The organism is Streptomyces sp. NPDC001852, assembly GCF_042891825.1.
GTDB lineage: Bacteria > Actinomycetota > Actinomycetes > Streptomycetales > Streptomycetaceae > Streptomyces.
In genome coordinates this window covers 299,510-319,743 of record NZ_JBIATN010000005.1, presented here as the reverse complement: position 1 = coordinate 319,743, position 20,234 = coordinate 299,510, and the positions used below count along the sequence as shown (strand labels likewise).

General features: G+C 72.5%; 15 protein-coding genes. 2 read left to right on the top strand and 13 right to left on the bottom strand.

The annotated features are described in order from the left end of the window. Nucleotides 1-8: 8 nt before the first annotated feature. Entirely contained in the window at nucleotides 9-2,087 is a 2,079-nt protein-coding gene (locus tag ACFYZB_RS11675) for a SpoIIE family protein phosphatase (protein WP_388757207.1), read from the bottom strand. Between the two features lie 19 nt (nucleotides 2,088-2,106). Continuing rightward, nucleotides 2,107-3,465, bottom strand: a complete 1,359-nt coding sequence (locus ACFYZB_RS11670; RefSeq protein WP_388757204.1) for a DUF6777 domain-containing protein — start codon at nucleotides 3,463-3,465, stop codon at nucleotides 2,107-2,109. A 131-nt stretch (nucleotides 3,466-3,596) separates the two neighbouring features. Here ACFYZB_RS11670 and ACFYZB_RS11665 point away from each other — a divergent pair, with 131 nt between their 5' ends. After that, nucleotides 3,597-5,018 (top strand): lipase maturation factor family protein, encoded by a 1,422-nt coding sequence (locus tag ACFYZB_RS11665; protein WP_388757202.1) that lies wholly within the window; start codon nucleotides 3,597-3,599, stop codon nucleotides 5,016-5,018. An 89-nt stretch (nucleotides 5,019-5,107) separates the two neighbouring features. On the opposite strand, the gene ACFYZB_RS11660 is transcribed toward ACFYZB_RS11665, so the two are convergent. Genes ACFYZB_RS11660 through ACFYZB_RS11625 form a run of 8 tightly spaced genes read right to left on the bottom strand, consistent with a single transcriptional unit; the run spans nucleotide 5,108 to nucleotide 12,927 of the window. Continuing rightward, nucleotides 5,108-5,947, bottom strand: a complete 840-nt coding sequence (locus tag ACFYZB_RS11660) for an amidohydrolase family protein (protein ID WP_388757199.1) — start codon at nucleotides 5,945-5,947, stop codon at nucleotides 5,108-5,110. Next, the gene (locus ACFYZB_RS11655; protein ID WP_388757195.1) at nucleotides 5,944-6,258 is read right to left on the bottom strand and encodes an L-rhamnose mutarotase; all 315 of its coding nucleotides are present in this window, start codon (nucleotides 6,256-6,258) and stop codon (nucleotides 5,944-5,946) included. Before ACFYZB_RS11655 ends, ACFYZB_RS11660 begins: the two co-directional genes overlap by 4 nt. Beyond that, the gene (locus tag ACFYZB_RS11650; RefSeq protein ID WP_388757192.1) at nucleotides 6,255-7,226 is read right to left on the bottom strand and encodes an aldo/keto reductase; all 972 of its coding nucleotides are present in this window, start codon (nucleotides 7,224-7,226) and stop codon (nucleotides 6,255-6,257) included. Before ACFYZB_RS11650 ends, ACFYZB_RS11655 begins: the two co-directional genes overlap by 4 nt. Continuing rightward, nucleotides 7,223-7,978 carry an SDR family NAD(P)-dependent oxidoreductase gene (locus ACFYZB_RS11645; RefSeq protein ID WP_388757189.1) on the bottom strand — a complete coding sequence of 252 codons (756 nt, stop codon included), beginning with the start codon at nucleotides 7,976-7,978 and terminating at the stop codon, nucleotides 7,223-7,225. The genes ACFYZB_RS11650 and ACFYZB_RS11645 overlap by 4 nt, the downstream gene beginning before the upstream one ends. Continuing rightward, nucleotides 7,975-9,315 (bottom strand): L-fuconate dehydratase, encoded by a 1,341-nt coding sequence (locus ACFYZB_RS11640; RefSeq protein ID WP_388757186.1) that lies wholly within the window; start codon nucleotides 9,313-9,315, stop codon nucleotides 7,975-7,977. Before ACFYZB_RS11640 ends, ACFYZB_RS11645 begins: the two co-directional genes overlap by 4 nt. 36 nt (nucleotides 9,316-9,351) lie before the next feature. Next, on the bottom strand, nucleotides 9,352-10,380 hold the full coding sequence (locus ACFYZB_RS11635; protein WP_388757184.1) for an ABC transporter permease: 1,029 nt from the start codon (nucleotides 10,378-10,380) through the stop codon (nucleotides 9,352-9,354). After that, the gene (locus ACFYZB_RS11630; protein WP_388757181.1) at nucleotides 10,373-11,866 is read right to left on the bottom strand and encodes a sugar ABC transporter ATP-binding protein; all 1,494 of its coding nucleotides are present in this window, start codon (nucleotides 11,864-11,866) and stop codon (nucleotides 10,373-10,375) included. Before ACFYZB_RS11630 ends, ACFYZB_RS11635 begins: the two co-directional genes overlap by 8 nt. Continuing rightward, the gene (locus ACFYZB_RS11625) at nucleotides 11,863-12,927 is read right to left on the bottom strand and encodes a sugar ABC transporter substrate-binding protein (protein WP_388757178.1); all 1,065 of its coding nucleotides are present in this window, start codon (nucleotides 12,925-12,927) and stop codon (nucleotides 11,863-11,865) included. Before ACFYZB_RS11625 ends, ACFYZB_RS11630 begins: the two co-directional genes overlap by 4 nt. A 161-nt stretch (nucleotides 12,928-13,088) precedes the next feature. Between ACFYZB_RS11625 and ACFYZB_RS11620 the strand changes: the two genes are divergently transcribed. Next, nucleotides 13,089-13,802 carry a FadR/GntR family transcriptional regulator gene (locus tag ACFYZB_RS11620; protein ID WP_388757175.1) on the top strand — a complete coding sequence of 238 codons (714 nt, stop codon included), beginning with the start codon at nucleotides 13,089-13,091 and terminating at the stop codon, nucleotides 13,800-13,802. A gap of 55 nt (nucleotides 13,803-13,857) precedes the next feature. Here ACFYZB_RS11620 and ACFYZB_RS11615 read toward each other — a convergent pair whose 3' ends face one another. From ACFYZB_RS11615 to ACFYZB_RS11605, 3 genes are read right to left on the bottom strand one after another with little or no spacing between them, the layout of a single operon-like run. Continuing rightward, nucleotides 13,858-16,878 (bottom strand): alpha-mannosidase, encoded by a 3,021-nt coding sequence (locus ACFYZB_RS11615; protein ID WP_388757172.1) that lies wholly within the window; start codon nucleotides 16,876-16,878, stop codon nucleotides 13,858-13,860. Nucleotides 16,879-16,916: 38 nt separating this feature from the next. After that, entirely contained in the window at nucleotides 16,917-18,956 is a 2,040-nt protein-coding gene (locus tag ACFYZB_RS11610; RefSeq protein ID WP_388757169.1) for an endo-beta-N-acetylglucosaminidase, read from the bottom strand. Then, the gene (locus ACFYZB_RS11605; protein WP_388757166.1) at nucleotides 18,953-20,209 is read right to left on the bottom strand and encodes a glycosyl hydrolase; all 1,257 of its coding nucleotides are present in this window, start codon (nucleotides 20,207-20,209) and stop codon (nucleotides 18,953-18,955) included. Before ACFYZB_RS11605 ends, ACFYZB_RS11610 begins: the two co-directional genes overlap by 4 nt. Nucleotides 20,210-20,234 lie beyond the last annotated feature (25 nt).

Here is a 20,234-nt window from a genome sequence, read left to right as displayed (position 1 = left end):
GAGGCGCTTCAGCCGCGGCGGAACTCGCACCACACCGCCTTGCCGCCGCCGCGCGCCTCCACGCCCCAGGCCTCGGCGAGCATGTCCACGAGCAGCAGACCCCGGCCTGAGACGCCGTCCTCCCCCGCCTCGCGGCGGCGCGGCAGGGCGCTGGAGGAGTCCTCGACCTCGATCCGCAGTGTGCGGTGGCCGCCGTCGAGGGCCCGCAGGGTCACGATCGCGGAGCCTTCGGTGTGCATGAGCGCGTTGGTGATCAGCTCGTCGGCGACCAGTTCGATCTCGTCGGCGCGGTCGCGGTAGCCCCAGGAGCGGACCGCGGCACGGATCAGGTGCCGGGCCTGACTGAGCGCCTCCGGGTCGCCGGGTGCCACGTGCTGCTGGAGCCGGCCACCGGCGGGCGGGGCCTCCGGGGTGCGGCGGCGCAGCAGGAGCAGTGCCACGTCGTCGTCGCCGCCCCGCTCCTCGGCCAGCTGGATCAGCCGGTCGGCGAGCGCGCGTACGTCCTCGGGGCCGTCCGAGACCAGCGCCGAGAGGCGGCGCATCCCGTCGTCGAGGTCGGCGCCGGGCTGTTCGACGAGCCCGTCGGTGCACAGCAGCAGGGTGTGGCCGGGGTCGAGTTCGAGGGTGGAGACGGGGTACTCCAGCCGGCCGAACTCGGCGGACAACCCGAGCGGCAGCCCGCCCTCGACCGGGACCCGGCGGCAGCTGCCGTCGCCGTGCCGGATCAGCGGGTCGATGTGACCGGCCCGGACCGCCTGCACGACCCCGGTGGACAGGTCCGCCTCGGCGTACAGGCAGGTGGCGAAGCGGTCGGTGTCGAGTTCGTGCAGGAAGACGGAGGCGCGGGCCATCACGGCCGCCGGGGTGTGTCCCTCGGCGGCATAGGCGCGCAGCACGATGCGCAGCTGGCCCATGACGGCCGCCGCGTGGGTGTCGTGGCCCTGGACGTCGCCGATGACCGCGCCGACCCGCCCGCCGGGCAGCGGGATCAGGTCGTACCAGTCGCCGCCGATGTCCCGGCCGAGGTCGCCCACGGCGGTGCCGGCGCGGTAGCGGACGGCCACGTCGGCGCCGCGGACGCTGGGGATGGTGCGGGGCAGCATGGCCTGCTGCAGGCCCTGGGCGAGGTCCTTCTCCTGCTCGTAGAGCATGGCCCGCTGCAGGCTCTGCGCGATGCTGCTGCCGAGCGCGGACAGGACGGCGCGCTCCTCGCTGGAGAAGCCCTGCCGGTCGCTGTAGAGCAGCCCCATCGCGCCGATCGGGCGGGCCTGGGCGATCAGCGGCAGATAGGCGGCCGAGGTGATGTGCAGGTCGGTGATGTGCGGCCAGAGGATCGGATAGCCCTCGGCGAACTCCTGCGGGGACTCGATGAACCTCGGCAGGAGTGTGCGCACGACCTCGCTCATCGGGTACTGCTCCTCGATCCGGGTGACCCGCGTGCCGGGGACGGAGGCTTCGACGGGTCCCTCGGCGACCAGCCGGATGCGGCCGGCCTCCACCAGCCCCATCACCAGGCTGGCCGCGCCGAGATGGCGGATGCCATGGGTGTCCTTGAGGGTGTCGATGACCTCCTGGACGCTGCGGGCGTGGGCGAGGGCGGCGGAGACGGCCTGGACGACGTTGGTCTGCTGGCGGAACGCCTCGTCCTGCGCGGTCCGCAGGGTGCGTGTCTCGCTCTCGGCGAGTTCGTCGGTGGCGTCGCGGACGATGCCGACGACCCGGCGCGGGCGACCGGTGTCGTCCCGGCGGATGTAACCCTGGGTGTGGGTCCAGCGGAGCGATCCGTCACGGCAGCGGATGCGGAAGTAACCCCCGTAGTTCTCCCTGCCGTCCTTGATGGCCTGGGCGACCATGGCGTCCATCCGGGCCGCCTCGGGCTGCGGTACCCGGTCGGCCAGGGACTCGGGGCGTCCGTCGTACTCCCCGGGCAGCAGGTCGAACACCTCGTGCGCCTGGGCGTCCATGTGGAACAGGCCCGTGTCCAGGTCCCAGTCGAAGCTGCCCATGCGGTTGAGCGCCAGGATCGGATCCGGGTGGGCGGGCCAGTCCTCAGGGAGTGTCAAGGCACTCGCTCCCCGAACTGCCATGCGCCCACCTTGCCAGGATTCAGCCAATTCTTCGACCCGTTCCTCCAGTGGGCTCCGGAGCGCGTGCGGCCGGCACCGGACGGCCTGAGCCGCCGGTGAGGTCCGCGGTTTCGGGCACGCCGGGGATGACGGCCGCACCGGGGATGACGGGCGCGCCGGGGATGCCGGCTGCATTGGGGGTGTCGGATGCACCTAGGGTGTCGGATGCGCTGGGTGGACCGCTCGCGTCCGGCGGTCCGATCGGGTGGGGCGGGTCCGGGCCGCCGGGGGCTTCCGGGAGGCCACCGAGTGACGGTGCACTCCGCGGGCCGGCCGTGTCCGGGTCCGAGGCGCTTCGCCCGGCGGGCGTGTCCGGCGCCGTCCGAGTGACGGCCGGGGGCGGCCTGACGGTCGTACCCGGAGCGGTGTCCGGCGGGCTCTGCCGCCGGTCCGGACCGGGCAGAGCGGGGTACGGCGGCGCGGTGCCCGGCGCGGCGGGGTCGGGGGCGCCGTCCGGCGCGGCGGTGGCCCCGGCCGGCGCGGGGACGATCCGGTCGTGGCGTACGTCGTGACCGATGCGGCGTTCGATCCAGGTGCGTGTCCCGGCGTTGACGATGGTGATGCTGGTGACCGCGCGGGGTGCCGGTGTCACCGCGACCGCCCGACCCGGACGGTAACCGGACCAGGCGCTGCCCCGGACCCAGAAGGCGCCGGCGGCCTGCGCGGGCGACCCCAGCGGGTTGCCGCAGGCGCACCGCACCCGGGGCACCCCGCGGTTGTCGACCAGGACCGCGGTGCCGGCCTGGAGGACGGCCTGGTGAGCGACCGGCCGCCCCGCACGGTAGCCGTGGCCGGTGACGCGGGTGTCGGCGCGCAGCACGACGGGGGCCAGGCCGCGCAGATGGCCGGAGAGACCGCTCGTGGAGACACCGGCCGCACGGGCGAAGGCGTCGGCCTTGGCGCGGTCCGCCGTCAGATACCCGATCTGCCGTTCGACGTCGCAGCCGGCGACGCGTGCCGTACCGCCGTAGAGGCCGGGGGTCGCGCCGGACACGACCCGCATGGCCCGCAGGGGCACGTCGACCAGCCCGGCGGACAGGGCAGGCGAGGACGAACCTGCGGGCAGGACCGGCGGGGACGAACCGGCAGGCAGGGATGGTGGGAACGGCGCTGCGGCGGGCGGGCCGGTGGTGGCCGGATCGGCCCTTGCTCCGCCCGTTCTCGCCGGCGCGGTGACCGTGGAGGCGGTGAAGGGGTCGGGGCCCGGGGCCGCGGCGGGCACGAGGTAGACCTCCTCGCCCACCCGGGCCTCCTTGACGCCGGGGCGGGCGCAGCCGGCGACGAGGAGCGCCGCCGCGAGCGCGCAGGCCGTGACGATGGATCCGGCGGGTATCCGCACCGTACACTCCGCATCACTGTGGGTGATTCCACCCCATTGTTTGCATCGCGCCCGTCTGGCCGGCAACTCGGGGGCGGGAGATGATGAGGACGACACCGGCGGTCTAGCCGCGACGAAGGGCGCGCACAGCCGTGAACTGGTTCACCGCTCCCGACTACTGGCTGAGCCGGCTGGTCTTCCAGCGGGCCCTGGCCGCCCTCTACCTGGTGGCGTTCCTGACGGCGGCGCTGCAGTTCCGGGCGCTGCTGGGCGAGCGCGGCATGCTGCCGATCCCCCGCTTCGTGGCACGGATCCCCTTCGCACGGGCGCCGAGCCTGTTCCATCTGCACTACTCCGACCGCTTCTTCGCCGGCTGCGCGTGGGCCGGCTGCGCGGTGTCCGCGGCGCTGCTCGCCGGTGCTGACTCCCTGCTGCCGCTGTGGGCCGGGATCCTGCTGTGGCTGGTGCCGTGGGCGCTGTATCTGTCGGTCGTGAACGTGGGCCAGACGTGGTACGCGTTCGGCTGGGAGTCGCTGCTGCTGGAAACGGGCTTCCTGGCCGCGTTCCTCGGCAACGACGAGGTGGCACCGCCGATCCTCGCGCTGTTCCTGCTGCGCTGGATCCTGTTCCGGGTGGAGTTCGGCGCCGGGCTGATCAAGATGCGCGGCGACGCGTGCTGGCGCAAGCTGACCTGCCTGTACTACCACCACGAGACCCAGCCCATGCCGGGCCCGCTGAGCTGGTTCTTCCACCATCTGCCGAAGCCGCTGCACCGGGTGGAGGTGGCCGCCAACCACGTGACCCAACTGGTCGTACCGGTTCTGCTGTTCACCCCGCAGCCGATCGCATCGGCCGCCGGCGCGCTGATGATCGCCACCCAGCTGTGGCTGGTGCTGTCCGGCAACTTCTCCTGGCTGAACTGGATCACCATCGTGCTGGCCGTGTCCGCGCTGCGGATTCCCGGGCCGGCACCGTCCGTACCGTCGGCGCCACTGTGGTACGAGGTCCTGGTGCTCGCGGTCGCCGCGCTGCTGCTCTTCCTGAGCTATCACCCGGTGGTCAACATGATCTCCCGCCGCCAGGTCATGAACCGCTCCTTCGACCCGCTGCACCTGGTGAACACCTACGGCGCGTTCGGCAGCATCAGCCGGGTCCGCTACGAGGTGGTGGTGGAGGGCACGCTGGACGACGCACCGCGCGAGGACTCCGACTGGCGGGAGTACGAGTTCCGGGGCAAGCCCGGCGACACCCGGCACTGGCCCCGCCAGTTCGCCCCCTACCACCTGCGCCTGGACTGGCTGATGTGGTTCGCGGCGCTGTCCCCCGCCTATGCCGGCGACTGGTTCGGCCCTCTGATGGAGCGCCTGCTGGAGAACGACCGGGACACCCTGCGCCTGCTGCGCCGCTCGCCGTTCCCGCCGGACACCCCGCCCCGGTACGTCCGCGCCCGCCTGTTCCGTTACCGCTACACCACCTGGCAGGAGCTGCGGGAGTCGGGCGCGTGCTGGGAGCGGACGTATGTGCGCGAGTACCTGCCGCCGATCAGGCTGGCGGAGGTGGCTGAGCGGCCGTAGCCGCGGGTGGGGTCGGCGGCCCGGCCACTACGGCTGCCTTCCAGCGTGCGAGATTCATGACTTCCCCGGTAACCCGCGCGGTGGTCCGTTCACAGGCCGTAGACCCGGGTCGCGGTCCCCGCGAAGATCTGCTCGCGCTCGCCGGCGGTCAGCTCCGCGGTGAGCGCCCGGACGGCGTCCACGACCCGCGTGTACGGCGCGGCGAGCGTGCACACCGGCCAGTCGGAGCCGAACATCAGCCGGCCGGGGCCGAAGGCCTCCAGGGCCGCGTCCGTGTACGGCCGCAGATCGGCCGTCGTCCAGGAGGCGGGGTCGGCCTCGGTGACCAGGCCGGAGATCTTGGCGACGGTGTTGGGGAGGGCGGCGAGGGCGCGCAGGTCGGACGCCCAGGGTTCGCGCTCTCCCGTGGCGATCGGCGGCTTGCCCAAGTGGTCGAGGACGAAGGTGAGTTGGGGCATGAGCGCGGCGGCCTCGGCGCAGGCAGGGAGCTGGTGGGGCAGGACGACCAGGTCATGGACGAGCCCCGCCTCGGCGAGGGCCGCCAGCCCGCGCCGGACCTCGGGCCGCAGCAGCCACCGCGGGTCCGGCTCGCTCTGGACCTGGTGCCGGATGCCCTTCAGGAAGGCGCCGCCGGGGAGTTCACGCAGCCGGGACAGTTCGTCGGTGATGTCGGGGCGGGTGAGGTCGGTCCAGCCCACGACTCCCGCGATCAGCTGGTGCTCCGCCGCAAGGGCCAGGAACTCCGGGGTCTCCTCCGGCACGGTGACGGTCTGGACGAGGACCGTTCGGTCCACACCGGCGGCGCGGGCCTCCGGTTCCATGTCGGCGAGGCTGAAGTCGCGTCGCAGCGGCCGGAGTTCGGGACCCCTGATCCAGTCCTGGTTCCGGACGGACAGGTCCCAGACGTGGTGGTGGGCATCGACGTTCATGGCAGCTCCCAGACCACCGGCAGCCCGGCGTCGGCGCCCTCGCGGGAGTAGTCGTGCACGACGTCGAGCAGCTCGGCCATGCGGGCCTGCCAGGCCACGTTGACCGGCAGCTGTTCCAGTTCAGCGAGCAGGCGGCCGTAGTCCGCGCACTCCAGCAGGTGGAACAGGTCCGTCCCGCTGCGCCAGATGGTCCAGGAGGTGGCGCCGGCGGCGCGGATGGCGTCGGTCAGTTCCTTCGGCACCTCGCGGTGGGCCGCCTCGTACGCGGCGATCCGGTCGGCGCGGACCTTGGTGTGCAGGGCTACTCTCATGACGGGCCCTCCTCGCGGGGCAACAGGCCGGAATCCCGCAGCTCCTGCCAGAACCCCGCCGGGACGGCGGCCGCGAACTGGTCGGCGCAGTCGTGGACTTCGGCTGCGGAACGGGGTCCGGGCAGGACACTGGCGACGGCCGGGTGGGCGGAGGCGAAGGCCAGCGCGGCAGCGCGCAGGGTGGTGCCGTGCCGTTCGGCGACCGCTTTCATGCGCAGGGCCCGGGACAGCAACTCCGGCGTGACGCGGCTGTAGTCGTAGGTCGACTCGGGCGTCGGGTCCGCCAGCAGGCCCGAGTTGAAGACGCCGCCGAGGACCACCGACACTCCGTACGCGGCGGCCGTGGGCAGCAGTTCGGTTCCGGCACTCCGGTCGAGCAGGGTGTAGCGGCCCGCGCACAGGACCACGTCCACGTCGGTGTCGCGGACGAACCGGGTGAGCATCCCGGTCTGGTTCATGCCCGCGCCGATCGCGCCGACGACGCCTTCGGCGCGCAGCTTCTCCAGAGCAGGGTACGCCTCGCGGAAGGCCTGCTCGGCGTGGTCGTCGGGGTCGTGCAGATAGACGAGGTCGACGCGGTCCAGGCCGAGGCGGTCCAGGCTCGACTCCAGCGTGCGGCGGACGCCGTGGGCGCTGAAGTCCCAGACGCGGTGGTGGGTGTCGGGTACGGCGAAGCCGTGGGCCAGGTCGTCGCCCGTGCCGTCGGCGGGTTCCAGGCGGCGGCCGACCTTGGTGGAGACGGTGTAGTCGGCGCGGTCGTAGGCACGCAGGGCGGCGCCGAGCCGGCGTTCGGACAGGCCGAGCCCGTAGTGCGGGGCGGTGTCGAAGTACCGGATGCCACGCTGCCAGGCGGCCCGTACGGCGTCGAGGGCCTGTTCGTCGTCCGTCGGACGGTAGAGATTGCCGAGCGTCGCGGCGCCGAAGCCGAGCGGGGTGACCTCGACGCGGCTGCGGCCGAGCCGCGTCACCGGCCCACCGGCCGCAGCCTCAGGCCCTGCATGCCGCCGTCGACGGCGAGGGCGGTGCCGGTGGTGGCGCCGGACAGCGGACTGGCCAAGTACGCTATGGCGCCCGCCACTTCGGCGGCGGAGACCAGCCGGCCGGTGGGCTGGCGGGCTTCCAGCGCGGCGCGTTCGGCGGCCGGGTCGGGGGCCGCGTCCAGCAGTCTGCCGATCCACGGGGTGTCCGCCGTACCGGGGTTGACGCAGTTGACGCGGATGCCCTCGCGGAGGTGGTCGGCGGCCATGGCGAGGGTCAGGGAGTACACGGCACCCTTGGTGGCGCTGTACAGGACGCGCCGGGGCAGACCGGCGGTGGCCGCGATGGAGCAGGTGTTGACGATCGCCGCGTGCGCGGACCGGCGTAGATGCGGGAGGGCGGCGCGGGCGGTGCGGACCATGCCGAGGACGTTGACGTCGAAGACGTGCCGCCACTCGGCGTCGTCGTTGTCCTCGACCGTGCCCTGGGCGCCGATCCCGGCGTTGTTGACCAGCACGTCCAGGCCGCCGAGGTCCTCGGCGGCCCGCTCGACGGCCGTGCGGACCGAGGCGTCGTCGGTGACGTCGGCGCGGTAGGCGAGGAGCGGCTTGTCGACGTCCGCCGGGTCCCGGTCGAGGACGGCGACCCGGGCGCCACGGGCGGCGAGGAGGTCGGCGGTGGCCCGGCCGATGCCGGAGGCGCCACCGGTGACCAGGGCCTTCAGGCCCTCGAAGTCACTCATGCGGCCTGTCCCTTCTGGGTCTCGGGGTCGGCGGCCCAGTAGGTGCCGCCGGGGAAGGTGTACCGCGCGATGGACTCCGGGTGCAGGGCGGCGGAGAAGCCGGGCGCGGTGGGTGCGGTGTAGTGGCCGTCGCGGATGACGACCGGGGTGACGAAGTGCTCGTGGAGGTGGTCGACGTACTCGATGACCCGGTCCTCGGTGGTGCCCGAGACGGCCAGGTAGTCGAACATCGACAGGTGCTGGACGAGTTCGCACAGGCCGACGCCGCCCGCGTGCGGGCAGACCGGGACGCCGAACCTGGCGGCGAGCAGCAGGATGGCGAGGTTCTCGTTGACGCCGGCGACCCGGGCCGCGTCGATCTGGACGATGTCGAGGGCGCCCGCCTGGAGGAGCTGCTTGAACATGATCCGGTTGTGCACGTGTTCACCGGTGGCGACCTTCACCGGGGCCACGGCGCGGCGGATCGTGGCATGCCCGAGGACGTCGTCTGGGCTGGTGGGCTCCTCGATCCAGTACGGGTCGAACTCGGCGAGGGCCTTGGTCCAGCGGATCGCCTCGTCCACGTTCCAGCGCTGGTTGGCGTCGACGGCGAGCCGGATGTCCGGTCCGACGACCGCGCGGGCGACCCGGCAGCGCCGGATGTCGTCGTCGAGGTCGGCGCCGACCTTGAGCTTGATCTGCGTGAAGCCGTCGGCGACGGCCTGCGCGGCGAGCCGGCCGAGCTTGTCGTCGTCGTAGCCGAGCCACCCCGGCGAGGTGGTGTAGGCGGGATAGCCGCGCTCCAGGAGCCGTGCCCGGCGCCCCGAGGCGCCCTCCCTGCCCCGCCTCAGCAGGTCGAGGGCCTCTTCCGGGGTGAGCGCGTCCGCGATGTACCGGAAGTCGATCTGCCCGACCAGCCACTCGGGTTCGGCGTCGGCGAGCAGTTGCCACAGGGGCTTTCCGGCCCGGCGGGCGGCGAGGTCCCAGACGGCGTTGACGACGGCCCCGACCGCCATGTGCATCACGCCCTTCTCGGGGCCGAGCCAGCGCAGCTGGCTGTCGCCGATCAGGTCCCGGAAGAGCGAGCCCGGGTCGGCGCACAGCTCGGCCACGTCACGGCCGAGCACATGGCCCCTGAGCGCGTCGATCGCGGCGACCTGGACGTCGTTGCCCCGCCCGATGGTGAAGACGAACCCGTGTCCCTCGTGCCCGTCGGCGGCGTCGGTGCGCAGCACGACGTAGGCGGCCGAGTAGTCGGGGTCCGGGTTCATCGCGTCGGAGCCGTCCAGCTCGCGCGAGGTGGGGAAACGGATGTCGTGGGTGTCGACCGCGGTGACGCGGACGGGGGCCTGGGACACTGAAGTCCTTTCGGTCAGCGAGTGGTTGACTGTCCGTCAGTCCTGGGCGCGACCCGTCGTGACCCGCGCGATCACCAGGGCGACGAGGATGATCCCGCCGTAGATGGCCTGGATCCAGAACGAGGGGACCTGGGCCAGGGTGAGCAGGTTCTGCACGACGCCCAGGAGGAGGACGCCGGTCAGCGCGCCGAACATGGTGCCCTTGCCGCCGTCCAGGCCGATGCCGCCGATCACCGCGGCCGCGAACACCGTGAAGATCATGTTCTGGCCCTGGTTGGCGCTGATCGCGCCGACGTAGCCGGTCTGCAGCAGCCCGCCCAGCGAGGCGAGCACGCCCGCGACGACGTACACGCCGAGCATGACCCGGTCCACACGGATGCCGGCCGCGCGGGCGGCGTCCGCGTTGCCGCCGATCGCGTACAGGGCGCGGCCCGTGCGGTGGTACTTCAGCACGAACCCGGCGACCACGAAGGCGATGGCGGCGAGCCACACGGACATCGGGACGTTGAGGAAGGTGGTGGTGGCCAGGGAGTAGAAGCTGTCGGGCATCCCGAACAGGGTCCTGCCCTTGGTGGCGCCGACCAGCAGACCGCGCAGCACGATGAGCATGGCGAGTGTGACGATGAAGGCGTTGAGCCGGAACTTCACCACGAGGACGCCGTTGAAGGCGCCGATGAGCGCGCCGACCAGGGGGATCGCGAGCACGGCGAGCGCGGCCGGGAGGCCGGTGCCCCAGCCGGACTGGCCCGCGGGCAGCACCAGCAGGGCGCCGACGGCCGGTGCGATGCCGACCACGGACTCCAGGGACAGGTCGAACTTGCCGGTGATCAGCACGAGGGACTCGGCGAGCACGACCATCGCGAGCGCGGCGGAGGCGCCGAGGATGGAGATCAGGTTCTGCTCGGTCAGGAACGAGTCGTTGACCACCGCGCCGAGCACCATGAGCAGCAACAGGGCGGGGACCAGGGCGAGTTCGCGGGCGCGGCGGAGCAGGACGGTTCTGGCGGAGCGGGCGTCCGGGGTCTTCGGGGACGCGAGCGGCGGGGCGGCCCGGGTGTCAGCCATCGTGGTCAACTCCTTCGATGGAGGCGATCAGCTCGTGGTCGCGCCAGCCGGCCGGATGCTCGGCGACGACACGGCCGTGGAAGAGGACGAGGACGCGGTCGCAGCGGCGCAGGTCGTCCAGTTCGTCGGAGACGACGAGGACGGCGGTGCCTTCCTCGCGGGCGCTGTCCATGCGGGCGAGCAGCGACTCCTTGGACTTCACGTCGACGCCGGCAGTGGGATTGATCAGCACCAGCAGACGGGGTTCGGAGGCGAGGGCACGGGCCATGACGACCTTCTGGGCGTTGCCGCCGGACAGGTCGGACACGGGCTGGTCGGGCCCCTCGGCGTGGATGTCGAGGCGGTCGATCAGCTCGGCGGCGAAACGGCGTCGTGCGTCGGTGGCGACGAATCCGGCCCGGCCGAGCCGGTCCAGCACGCTGAGCGTGGTGTTGTCGCCGATGCTCATCCCGGACACCAGCCCTTGTTCGTGCCGGTCGCGGGGGACACAGCCGACTCCGGCCCGCAGGGCGGCCCGTACGTCCCCGAACGGCAGCTTTCTGCCGTCCAGTTGGGCGGTGCCGCCGGTCGGGGTGTGGAGTCCGGCGAAGGACTCGGCGAGCTCGGTCTTGCCGCTGCCGCTGGAGCCGGCGAGTCCGACGACCTCACCGCGGCGGAGGCTGAGGTCGACGCCGTCGTACGCCGGCGAGGTGAGCCCTCGCGCCTCCAGCAGGACGGGCGCGCTGCCGTCGACCGCCCCTTGCCGGATGGCCTGTTCGGCGGCGGACTCCCCGGCCATGGCCTCCACCAGCGCCGCCTTCGGCAGGTCGGCGACGGGTGCGGTGGTGATCCAGCGGGCGTCGCGCAGCACGGTGACCGTCTGGCAGACCTCGTAGACCTCCTGGAGGTGGTGAGAGATGAACAGGAACGTGACACCGGAGTCCTGCAGGGAGCGCATGCGGCTGAAGAGCCGTTCGATCTCGCGGTTGTCGAGCTGGGCGGTGGGTTCGTCCAGCACGATGAACCGGGCGCCGAAGCTCAAGGCCCTGGCGATCTCCACCATGTGCCTGTCCTCGACCCTGAGGTCGGCGGTGCGCGCCTCGGGGTCGACGCGCACGTCCCAGGTGTCGAGGAGGGCGGTGGCCTCCCGGCGCAGCCGGCGCCAGCTGATGAGGCCGCGGCCGGTCGGCTGGCGGTTGAGGAACAGGTTCTCGGCGACCGTGAGCTCCGGGACGACCGTGGGCTTCTGGTAGACGCAGGCGACCCTGCGGCGCCAGGCGTCCCGGTCGGCGAGCGGGGGCGCGGGCTCGCCGTCGAAGCGGACCGTGCCCGCGTCCGGGGCCTGGAGGCCGGTGAGGACGTTGACGAGGGTGGATTTGCCGGCGCCGTTGCGGCCGACCAGGGCGTGGGACTCGCCGGGCCGGACGGTGAGCCGGCCGTCGGCGAGGGCGACGGTGGGGCCGTACCGTTTGACGATGCCCGTGGCTTCCACGAGGGGCGCACTCATTTGACCGTGTTGCCCCACAGCTTGGGGTCGTCGACGTTGGTCTTGGTGACCAGCGGGGCGGGCAGTTGGTCCTCCAGGATGCCGCTGGGCAGCCTGACGATCGTGGACCCGTGGTCGGTCGGCCCCGGCTTGAACGTCTTCCCGGCCATCGCCGCCTTGATGTAGTACAGGCCGTACTGGGCGTAGGCGTCGGCGGGCTGGGAGACGGTGGCGTCGATCTCGCCCTTGCGGATGGCGTCGAACTCCTGCGGGATGCCGTCGTTGGAGACGATCGCGATGTGGCCCTGCTGCCCGGCCGGTTTCAGCATGTTCTTGGACTTCAGGGTCTGCAGTGTCGGCGCGAGGTAGACACCGCCCGCCTGCAGGTAGATGCCCTTGATGTCCGGGTTGGCGCCCAGCAGCGTGTCCAGTTTGGCGGCGGCGGTGTCGGACTCCCACTTGGCGGGGATCTCCAGCACCTTCAGCTTCGGGTACTTCTTCTTCACGCAGGACCGGAAGGCCTCGGAGCGGTCACGGCCGTTGACCGAGGCCAGGTCGCCCATGACCTGTACGACCTTGCCGCTGCTGACGTGCTGCCCGAGGTAGTCACAGGCCTTCTCGCCGTAGGCCACGTTGTCGGCGCGCACCACCATGGCGACCTTGCCCTTGTCGGGCGCGACGTCCACGGCGACCACGGGAACGCCCTTGCGCTCGGCCTGGTCGAGTCCGGCCTGGATGGCGGCGCTGTCCAGCGGGGCGACCACCAGTCCCCTGACGCCCTGGGTGAGTTCGTTGTCGATGTCGGTGATCTGCTGGGAGGGGTCGCTGTTGGAGTTGACCGTCTTCAGCACCTCGACGCCCTCGGACTTGGCCATCCTGGGCACGTAGTCGTTGTACGACTGCCAGAACGGCGAGGTCAGCAGCGGCAGGATCACGCCGACCCTGCCGGTGCCGCCGCTGCCCGCGCTCGCGGTGTCCTTGGTGCTGCCGCACGCGGCGAGCATGAGCGAGGCACCGGCGGCCAGAGCCACCGCGCCGATGATCCGGGACCTGCTGCGCTTCCTGACAGTGCTGGCGGGCATCTCGCGGCTCCTCGTCGAGGGTGTTCGAGCAGACGCCGCATACTTATCAGACCAATAAGCCGAGACAACACCCTCCTGCACGGGAAATTCGAGGTTCCGTGCTGTAGTGGTCGGACCACCTCGCTGGCTAGACTCGGCGCACCGGGGGAAGGAGGAGTGGCGTGGACGAGGAAGCCCCACAGAAGGGCACGGTGACCCAGCGCGCCATCGAGGAGATCAAGGCGATGATCGCCGAGGGCCGGCTGGAGCCCGGCGAGCGGCTGCCCACCGAGCGGGACCTGGCGGCCCGGCTGGGCATCTCCCGCAGCTCGATGCGGGAGGCGATCCGCGCCCTGACCGTGATGGGCGTCCTGGAGGCCCGGCACGGCTCCGGGATCTACGTCACCGCGCTGGAGGCCGGCGACCTGCTGGAGACCTTCGGGGTGGTCGCGGACCTGTCCCGCGGACCGCGCCTGGTGGAGCTCCTCGAGGTTCGCCGGATCCTGGAGTCGACGGCGACCGCGCTGGCCGCCGCGCGCATCACGGAGGACCAACTGGCCACCGTCGGAAAGCACTTGGCGGCGATGAACGCCACCGACGACCCCGAGGAGATCCTCGCCCACGACCTCGCCTTCCACCGTGAGATCGCCGCGGCCGCGGGCAACGCGACCATGGCCGCCATCCTGGAGGGCCTGTCCTCGCGCACCTTCCGCGCCCGCGTCTGGCGCGGCTACCAGGAGGAGGGCGCCTTCGCCCGCACCCGCCGCGAACACGCCGCCATCCACCGCGCCCTCGCCGCCCGCGACCCGGAGGCGGCGCGGGCGGCGGCAGCGGCCCACGTGGGCGAGGTGGAGGAGTGGCTGCGGGCGCAGGTCGGGGGGCAGGACGGGGAGTAGCCCCGCCCTGCGCCGGTCGTTTCCCCCGGCGGACCGACGCGGGCCCCGCCTCGGGTCAGTGGCGGCGCAACCGCAAGGTCATCAGCTGGAACGGCCGCAGCGCCAGGGCGATCCGATTGCCGTCCCGCACCGGCGGTGCGCCCTCGTCTGCCGGCCGTTCCAGCAGGTCCGTCACCGTGGCGTCCGCGACCTCGAAACCGGCCGTGAGCGTCGCCCGGGCCCGTCCGCCGTGGGCCTCGTGGAAGCGGACCACCACGTCTCCGCTGCCGTCGTCGGCGAGCTTCACCGCCGTGATCACGACGGCGTCATGGTCGACGGTGACCAGCGGCGCGACCTCGTGGGCGCCGGTCAGCCGCCGCTCCGGCAGGTTGATCCGCCAGCCCTCGCGGACCGCGTCCGCGATCGAGGCGCCCGGCACCAGGGCGTGCCGGAAGCGGTGGACGCCCTGGTCGGTCTCGGGGTCGGGGAAGCGCGGGGCGCGTAGCAGGGAGACGCGCACCGTGGTCGTCGTACCGCGGTCGCCGTCGGTGCGCACCGTGCGGGTCACGTCATGGCCGTACGTCGAGTCGTTGACCAACGCCACACCCCAGCCGGGCTCCTCCACGTGGACGAAGCGGTGGTTGCACGCCTCGAACTTGGCGGCCTCCCAGGAGGTGTTGGTGTGCGTGGGGCGGAAGACGTGCCCGAACTGGGTCTCGGACGCGTACCGTTCCGCGTGCAGGTCGAGCGGGAAGGCCAGCTTGAGGAACTTCTCCGTCTCGTGCCAGTCCACCTCGGTGTCGATGACCAGCCGCCGCTCGCCCGGCGGCAGCGACAGCACCTGGGTGACCCGGGAGGCGCCGAAGCTCCGGACGATCCGCACCGATACCCCGTCCTCGCCGGTCTCGACGGACTCGGCGTCCGTGAGGTCGGTGACGGTGTTGCGGTAGAAGGCGTCGACGTCCCAGGCGTCCCACATGTTCGGGAAGTCCGGGTGGAGTTGGAGCAGGTTGGCGGCCCGGCCGGGGGCGACGGTCTCGCGGTCGGCGTCGCGGTCGTACGCGGAGACGACCAGGCCGTGGGCGTCGATCTCGACGCGGAGCAGGCCGTTGCCCACGACGTAGCCGCCCGCGGCCCGAGGTGACACCTCCGTTCCCTTCGGCACGCGCGGCGCCGCGGCCCCGCCGGCCGGAACACCGTGACGGCTGTGCGGTGCCGCATTGAAGACCAGGTGCCGGGTTCCCTCCCCGGCCAGGGCCCGCTGGGCCGCACCGATGATGTCGTTCAGCCCGGCGGCGATCCGCTCGTACGTCGCCCGGGCCTCACGGTGCACCCAGGCGATGGACGAGCCGGGCAGGATGTCGTGGAACTGGTGCAGCAGGACCGTCTTCCAGATCCGGTCCAGCTCCTCGTAGGGGTAGGGGAACCCGGTGTGTACGGCCGCGGTGGCCGCCCACAGCTCGGCCTCCCGCAGCAGGTGTTCGCTGCGCCGGTTGCCCTGCTTTGTCTTCGCCTGGCTGGTGAGGGTGGCGCGGTGGAGTTCGAGGTACAGCTCGCCCACCCAGACGGGCGGTTCGGGGTAATCGGCCTCGGCCTTCTCGAAGAAGGCGCGGGGTGTCTCCCAGACGACGGCGGCCGAGCCCTCGAGGTCGCGCAGCCGGGACGCCTTGGCGACCATCTCGCGGGTGGTGCCGCCGCCCCCGTCGCCCCAGCCGGTGGGGGCCAGGGAGTGCCGGGCGCGGCCCTTGTCCTTGAAGTTGCGGGCCGCGTGGGCGAGTTCGCTGCCCTTCATGGAACAGTTGTAGGTGTCGACGGGCGGGAAGTGGGTGAAGATCCGGGTGCCGTCGATGCCCTCCCACCGGAAGGTGTGGTGCGGGAACCTGTTCGTCTGCGACCACGAGATCTTCTGCGTGAGCAGCCACTTGGATCCGGCGGCCCTGATGATCTGCGGGAGTCCGGCGGCGAAGCCGAAGGTGTCGGGCAGCCAGGCCTCCTCGTTCTCGATGCCGAACTCGTCGAGGAAGAACCGCTTGCCGTGCACGAACTGCCGGGCCATCGCCTCCGAGCCCGGCATGTTGGTGTCCGACTCCACCCACATCCCGCCCGCGGGCACGAACCGCCCCTCCGCGACGGCCTTCTTCACCCGCGCCCACACCTCGGGCCGGTGCTCCTTCACCCAGGCCCACTGCTGCGCCTGGGACATGGCGAAGACGAACTCCGGCTCGTCCTCGATCAGCGCGGTCATGTTGGAGGTCGTACGGGCCACCTTGCGGACCGTCTCCCGCAGCGGCCACAGCCAGGCCGAGTCGATGTGTGCGTGCCCGACGGCGCTGATCCGGTGCGCGGACGGTACGGCGGGGGCCGCCAGGACGCCGGTGAGCTGCCGCCGGGCCCGCTCCGCCGTGCCGTTCACGTCCTGGAGGTCGACGGCGTCCAGGGCCCGCTCGACGGCGCGCAGGATGTCGTGGCGGCGCGCGGAGTCCACGGGCAGCTCGGCCATCAGCTCGCCGAGCACCTCCAGGTCCATGACCAGCTGCCACACCGATTCGTCGAAGACGGCGAGGTCCATGCGGGTGAGGGTGTACTGCGGCTCACTGCCGGCCGTCTCCTTGTCGCCGAGCCGGGTGGGCAGGAAGGGGTGGTAGTCGAGGATGACGGGGTTGGAGGCGGCCTCGATGTGCAGGACCACCTCCTCGCCGCCCGCCACCGGGGCGCCGATGCGCACCCACTGGTTGCGCGGGTTGAGGCCCTTCACCGGGGTGCCGTCGGGCCGGTGGACCAGGCCCTCGCACTGGAAGCCGGGCATGTTCTCGTCGAAGCCCAGGTCGAGCAGGGCCTCGACGGTCTTCCCGGCCCACGCCTCGGGCACGGTCCCGGTCACCCGGAACCAGCTGGTGCCCCAGGGAGCACCCCAGCGGGCGCCGACCTCGACGGGCTCCGGCTCGGCGGCGAGTCCCTCCTCGACCGGCACGGGCTCGCCGGGCGCGTGCCACACCGCGGCCTGCAGCGGGACGGACTCGGGGTACACGGCGGGGCGGATGCGTTCGTCGAGGACACGCCTGAGGCGGGCTTCCACCAGAGTGCGGTCGTCATGCATGCGGGGTGCTCCCTGCGGGTTCCGGGTGGGTGCGGTCGTTACCAGGGGTGGGTGACGTCGACGGGGGTCGAGGTGGTGTAGAGCTCCCCCACGGCACGCAGTTCGAATCGTGCGGCCCTCTCCCCCTGCTCGGGCTGCAGGCCGGTGAGGAAGAAGGCGTGCTGGCAGGTGCCGCCGAGGAAGCGGCGGGTGTCGTCGGGGAGGATGCGGTGCAGTTCGTAGTGGCGGACGGCACCGGGGGCGGCGTTCCAGGCGAGGCGGAGGTCGCCGCCGGTCGCGGCGGTGACACGGGCGCCCGTGGGGGCGGCGGGGGCGGCGACGGTGTCCCGGACGGCGAGGCCGCCGAGGCGCCAGCGCACCGGACCGTCGGTTGCGGTGAGCCGGACGCCGAGGGCGTGGACTGTGCCGGCGCCCGTGCCGGTCAGCCCGGTGAGCGGAAGTGTCACGGTGTGCCAGCCGTTGACCGACTTCACAGCGAGGCCGCTGTTGACCGGGCTCACAGCCAGATAGGTGTACGGCGGTGTCGCCCCGGCACTGCTCGGCTCGGCCGTCGCCACGGCCAGCTCGACGTTCACAGCGCCGACATCGGTCCGGCAGGTGAGCTCGACAACCGTGTTCACACCGAACGGCAGCCGGGTCGCGTACAGATCCACCACGACCGGTTGATCGAGTTCACCCTCCACCAGCACGCTGCTGCCGCCCCGCCAGGCATCGGCGAAGTCGAAGGACACCGCCGGCCGCTCCCCCGCTGTGCGCACCACCCACCGCCGCGCGGGCAGCCGGTCCTGGAGGCCGAGGTGGTTCCAGGGCGCGTCCGAGGTGACGGACCCGTCCTCGTACCAGCGCAGTCCGTGCCCCGTGTTGAACACGGTCGCGAACGGCAGCGAGGTCACCGTGGACCGGTCCGCGACCGACACCGCCGGCGCCCGCCACGGATCGCTCGCGTCCGGCCGGGACGGGTCCAGCGAACGCCCGGTCCAGAAGCGGTCGTCGGCGGCGTGGAAGTCCTCCGGGGCGCGCCGGCCGGCGGGCAGGTGGTTGCGGGTCCACTCCGGCCGGTAGAAGCCGATCGAGGCGACGTGCGGCTTGCCGGGCGGCACGATCGCGTCCCAGTCCACCGACGTGTCGGACCCGTTCGACTCGACGTCGATCCCGGCCCACAACTCGTAGCGGCTGCGGCCCGGTTGTTCCGCCTTCGTGCCCGAGGAGGCGAGCGTGGCCGCGCTCCACCGGAAGTCCACGAACATGTCGTCGGCGGCCTGGAAGAAGGCCTGGTTCTGGCTGTTCAGCGCGCCCTGCCAGCCGACCGTGCCGTTGACGGTCATCGCGTCGTACCAGGTGACCCGCTGCCCCTGCGCCGCCGCGAGCGCCTTCAGCTCCTTGACGAATCCGAGCATGGCCCGGCCGAGCGCGGTGTTCCCGCCGCCCGTCTCGGCGTTCACGAACCAGCCGTCGAAGCCGTGGGCCGCGGCGACCGCGACGAGCTGCGCGGCGAGCGGACAGTGCCCGGTGGCGTCCTTCTGCACGAGGTCCCGGGTCCACTGGAGCTGTCCGCCGTAGGCCACCGGCGGCAGGAAGATGTTCCCGAGCACCGGGACGCCGTGCCGGTGGGCCGCGTCCACGATCGGCGCGTTCGGCGCGAGGATCAGGCCCTCACCGGCCGAGCCGCCCCAGAAGACCAGCTCGTCCAGGTAGGCCCAGTGGGTGAGGGCGTAGTAGTCGGCGGTGGCCGAGCCCTGGGAGGGGTTGCTCGACGTGGGGCCGAAGGAGACCAGGGCCTGGATGCGGGCCTGGCCGGAGCGGGCGGTGGTGTTCGCCGGGGTCGGGGCGAAGCGGGCGGCGAGCGGCACGGACGCGGCGTTGAAGACGAGGTCGGGGTCGTCGGCCGCGCGCCAGCTCTTCAGGCTGCGCCATGTGGTGCCGGGGCCGGGGCTGCCGGCGGGGAGCGAGTCCGGGTACCAGTAGGAGGCGTACGGCGGGGTCGCCCCGGCTCTGGGGCGGGCGGCCGCGAAGGCGGGCAGCGGGGACAGGCCGGCGGCGGCGCCGGCGATCAGGACGGTGCGTCTGCTGGGGTTCACGAGCGGGTGCCTCCGTGTGGGGTGGGGAGTACCTGGTCGGGAGGGATGACCTCGGTGATGCCGCGCGCGGCGAGGTGGTCCTCGTCGTCCGCGCGGGTGTCGAGGACGGTGGTGGGACGGGCGCCGTCGGCAACGAGCCGGAAGAAGGCGTCGAAGACGGCTCCGCCGGGGGCGCAGAGGGAGCGGCGGTCCGGGGCGTCGGGGACGACGAGGGCCGTGGTGCGGGGGGCCGGGGCCGTGTGCGGGCGCCGTGCCGCCTCGGCCAGCACGCGGGCGACGTCCTTGGACTCACGGTCGTTGGTGAACAGGCCGAGCCCGTACTCGAGTCGGGGGAAGTCGGCGAGGTCGCGCGAGACGTCGTAGGAGCACCACCAGGTGATGCCCCACAGGTCGGGGCAGTCCAGGACGTTTCCGATCGTCGCCTCGGCGAAGGCGGCCGCGTGCGCGGCGGGCACGAGCGGGGCGGGCGCGCCGACCTCCTGGAGCCATACGGGCCGGTGCGGCTCCTCGGCCCAGGCCTTGCTCAGCTCGACCAGGTAGGCGGCGTGGTGCTCGGCCGGCACGGAGGTACGCCCGTGGCGCTGGGCGGTGCCGTTGAACACCCAGGAGTGCACGGCCGTGAGATCCCCGAGCCGGGCGGAGTGTCCGGGGGTGAAGGGCTGGTCGTCCTGGTACCAGGCGGCATCGTAGGAGGCGTGCAGATGGAGCCGGTCCGGGGCGCCCTCGGCGCAGGCGGCCAGCATCCGCGACAGCCACCGCCCGGCCTCGTCCGCCGTGACGCGGTCGGGGTCGGGGTGGGGGCCGGCGGCGAACTGGTTGACCTCGTTGCCGACGGTCATGCCGAGGAAGTGGGGACGGTCGGCGAGGGCGGCGGCGAGGGTGCGGAGGTAGGCGGCCTGGCCCTCGACCACGTCGGGGTCGGTGAAGAGGTTGCGCCGGTGCCAGGTGCGCGTCCAGGCGGGGAGGAAGTCGAAGCTGCTCAAGTGTCCTTGCAGGCCGTCGACGTTGACGTGCAGGCCGCGTTCGGCGGCCGCGTCGGCGAGGGCCACGAGCTGCTCGACGGCGCGCGGGCGGATCAGGGTGCGGTTGGGCTGGAAGTAGGGCCACAGCGGGAAGACGCGGATGTGGTCGAGGCCGAGCGCGGCGATCGCGTCGAGGTCGGCGCGCACGGAGTCCAGGTCGAAGTCGAGCCAGTGGTGGAACCAGCCTTCGCTCGGTGTGTAGTTGACGCCGAAGCGCACGGCAGGGGGCATGGAGTGTCCTTGTGGTGTACGGGTG

What these genes read in the sequence shown, in the direction of transcription:
- ACFYZB_RS11655 (WP_388757195.1), bottom strand. Translation starts at nt 6,258, where the DNA reads ATGAGAGTAGCCCTGCACACCAAGGTCCGCGCCGACCGGATCGCCGCG.
- ACFYZB_RS11645 (WP_388757189.1), bottom strand. Translation starts at nt 7,978, where the DNA reads ATGAGTGACTTCGAGGGCCTGAAGGCCCTGGTCACCGGTGGCGCCTCC.
- ACFYZB_RS11625 (WP_388757178.1), bottom strand. Translation starts at nt 12,927, where the DNA reads ATGCCCGCCAGCACTGTCAGGAAGCGCAGCAGGTCCCGGATCATCGGC.
- ACFYZB_RS11675 (WP_388757207.1), bottom strand. Translation starts at nt 2,087, where the DNA reads ATGGCAGTTCGGGGAGCGAGTGCCTTGACACTCCCTGAGGACTGGCCC.
- ACFYZB_RS11615 (WP_388757172.1), bottom strand. Translation starts at nt 16,878, where the DNA reads ATGCATGACGACCGCACTCTGGTGGAAGCCCGCCTCAGGCGTGTCCTC.
- ACFYZB_RS11605 (WP_388757166.1), bottom strand. Translation starts at nt 20,209, where the DNA reads ATGCCCCCTGCCGTGCGCTTCGGCGTCAACTACACACCGAGCGAAGGC.
- ACFYZB_RS11660 (WP_388757199.1), bottom strand. Translation starts at nt 5,947, where the DNA reads ATGAACGTCGATGCCCACCACCACGTCTGGGACCTGTCCGTCCGGAAC.
- ACFYZB_RS11630 (WP_388757181.1), bottom strand. Translation starts at nt 11,866, where the DNA reads ATGAGTGCGCCCCTCGTGGAAGCCACGGGCATCGTCAAACGGTACGGC.
- ACFYZB_RS11635 (WP_388757184.1), bottom strand. Translation starts at nt 10,380, where the DNA reads ATGGCTGACACCCGGGCCGCCCCGCCGCTCGCGTCCCCGAAGACCCCG.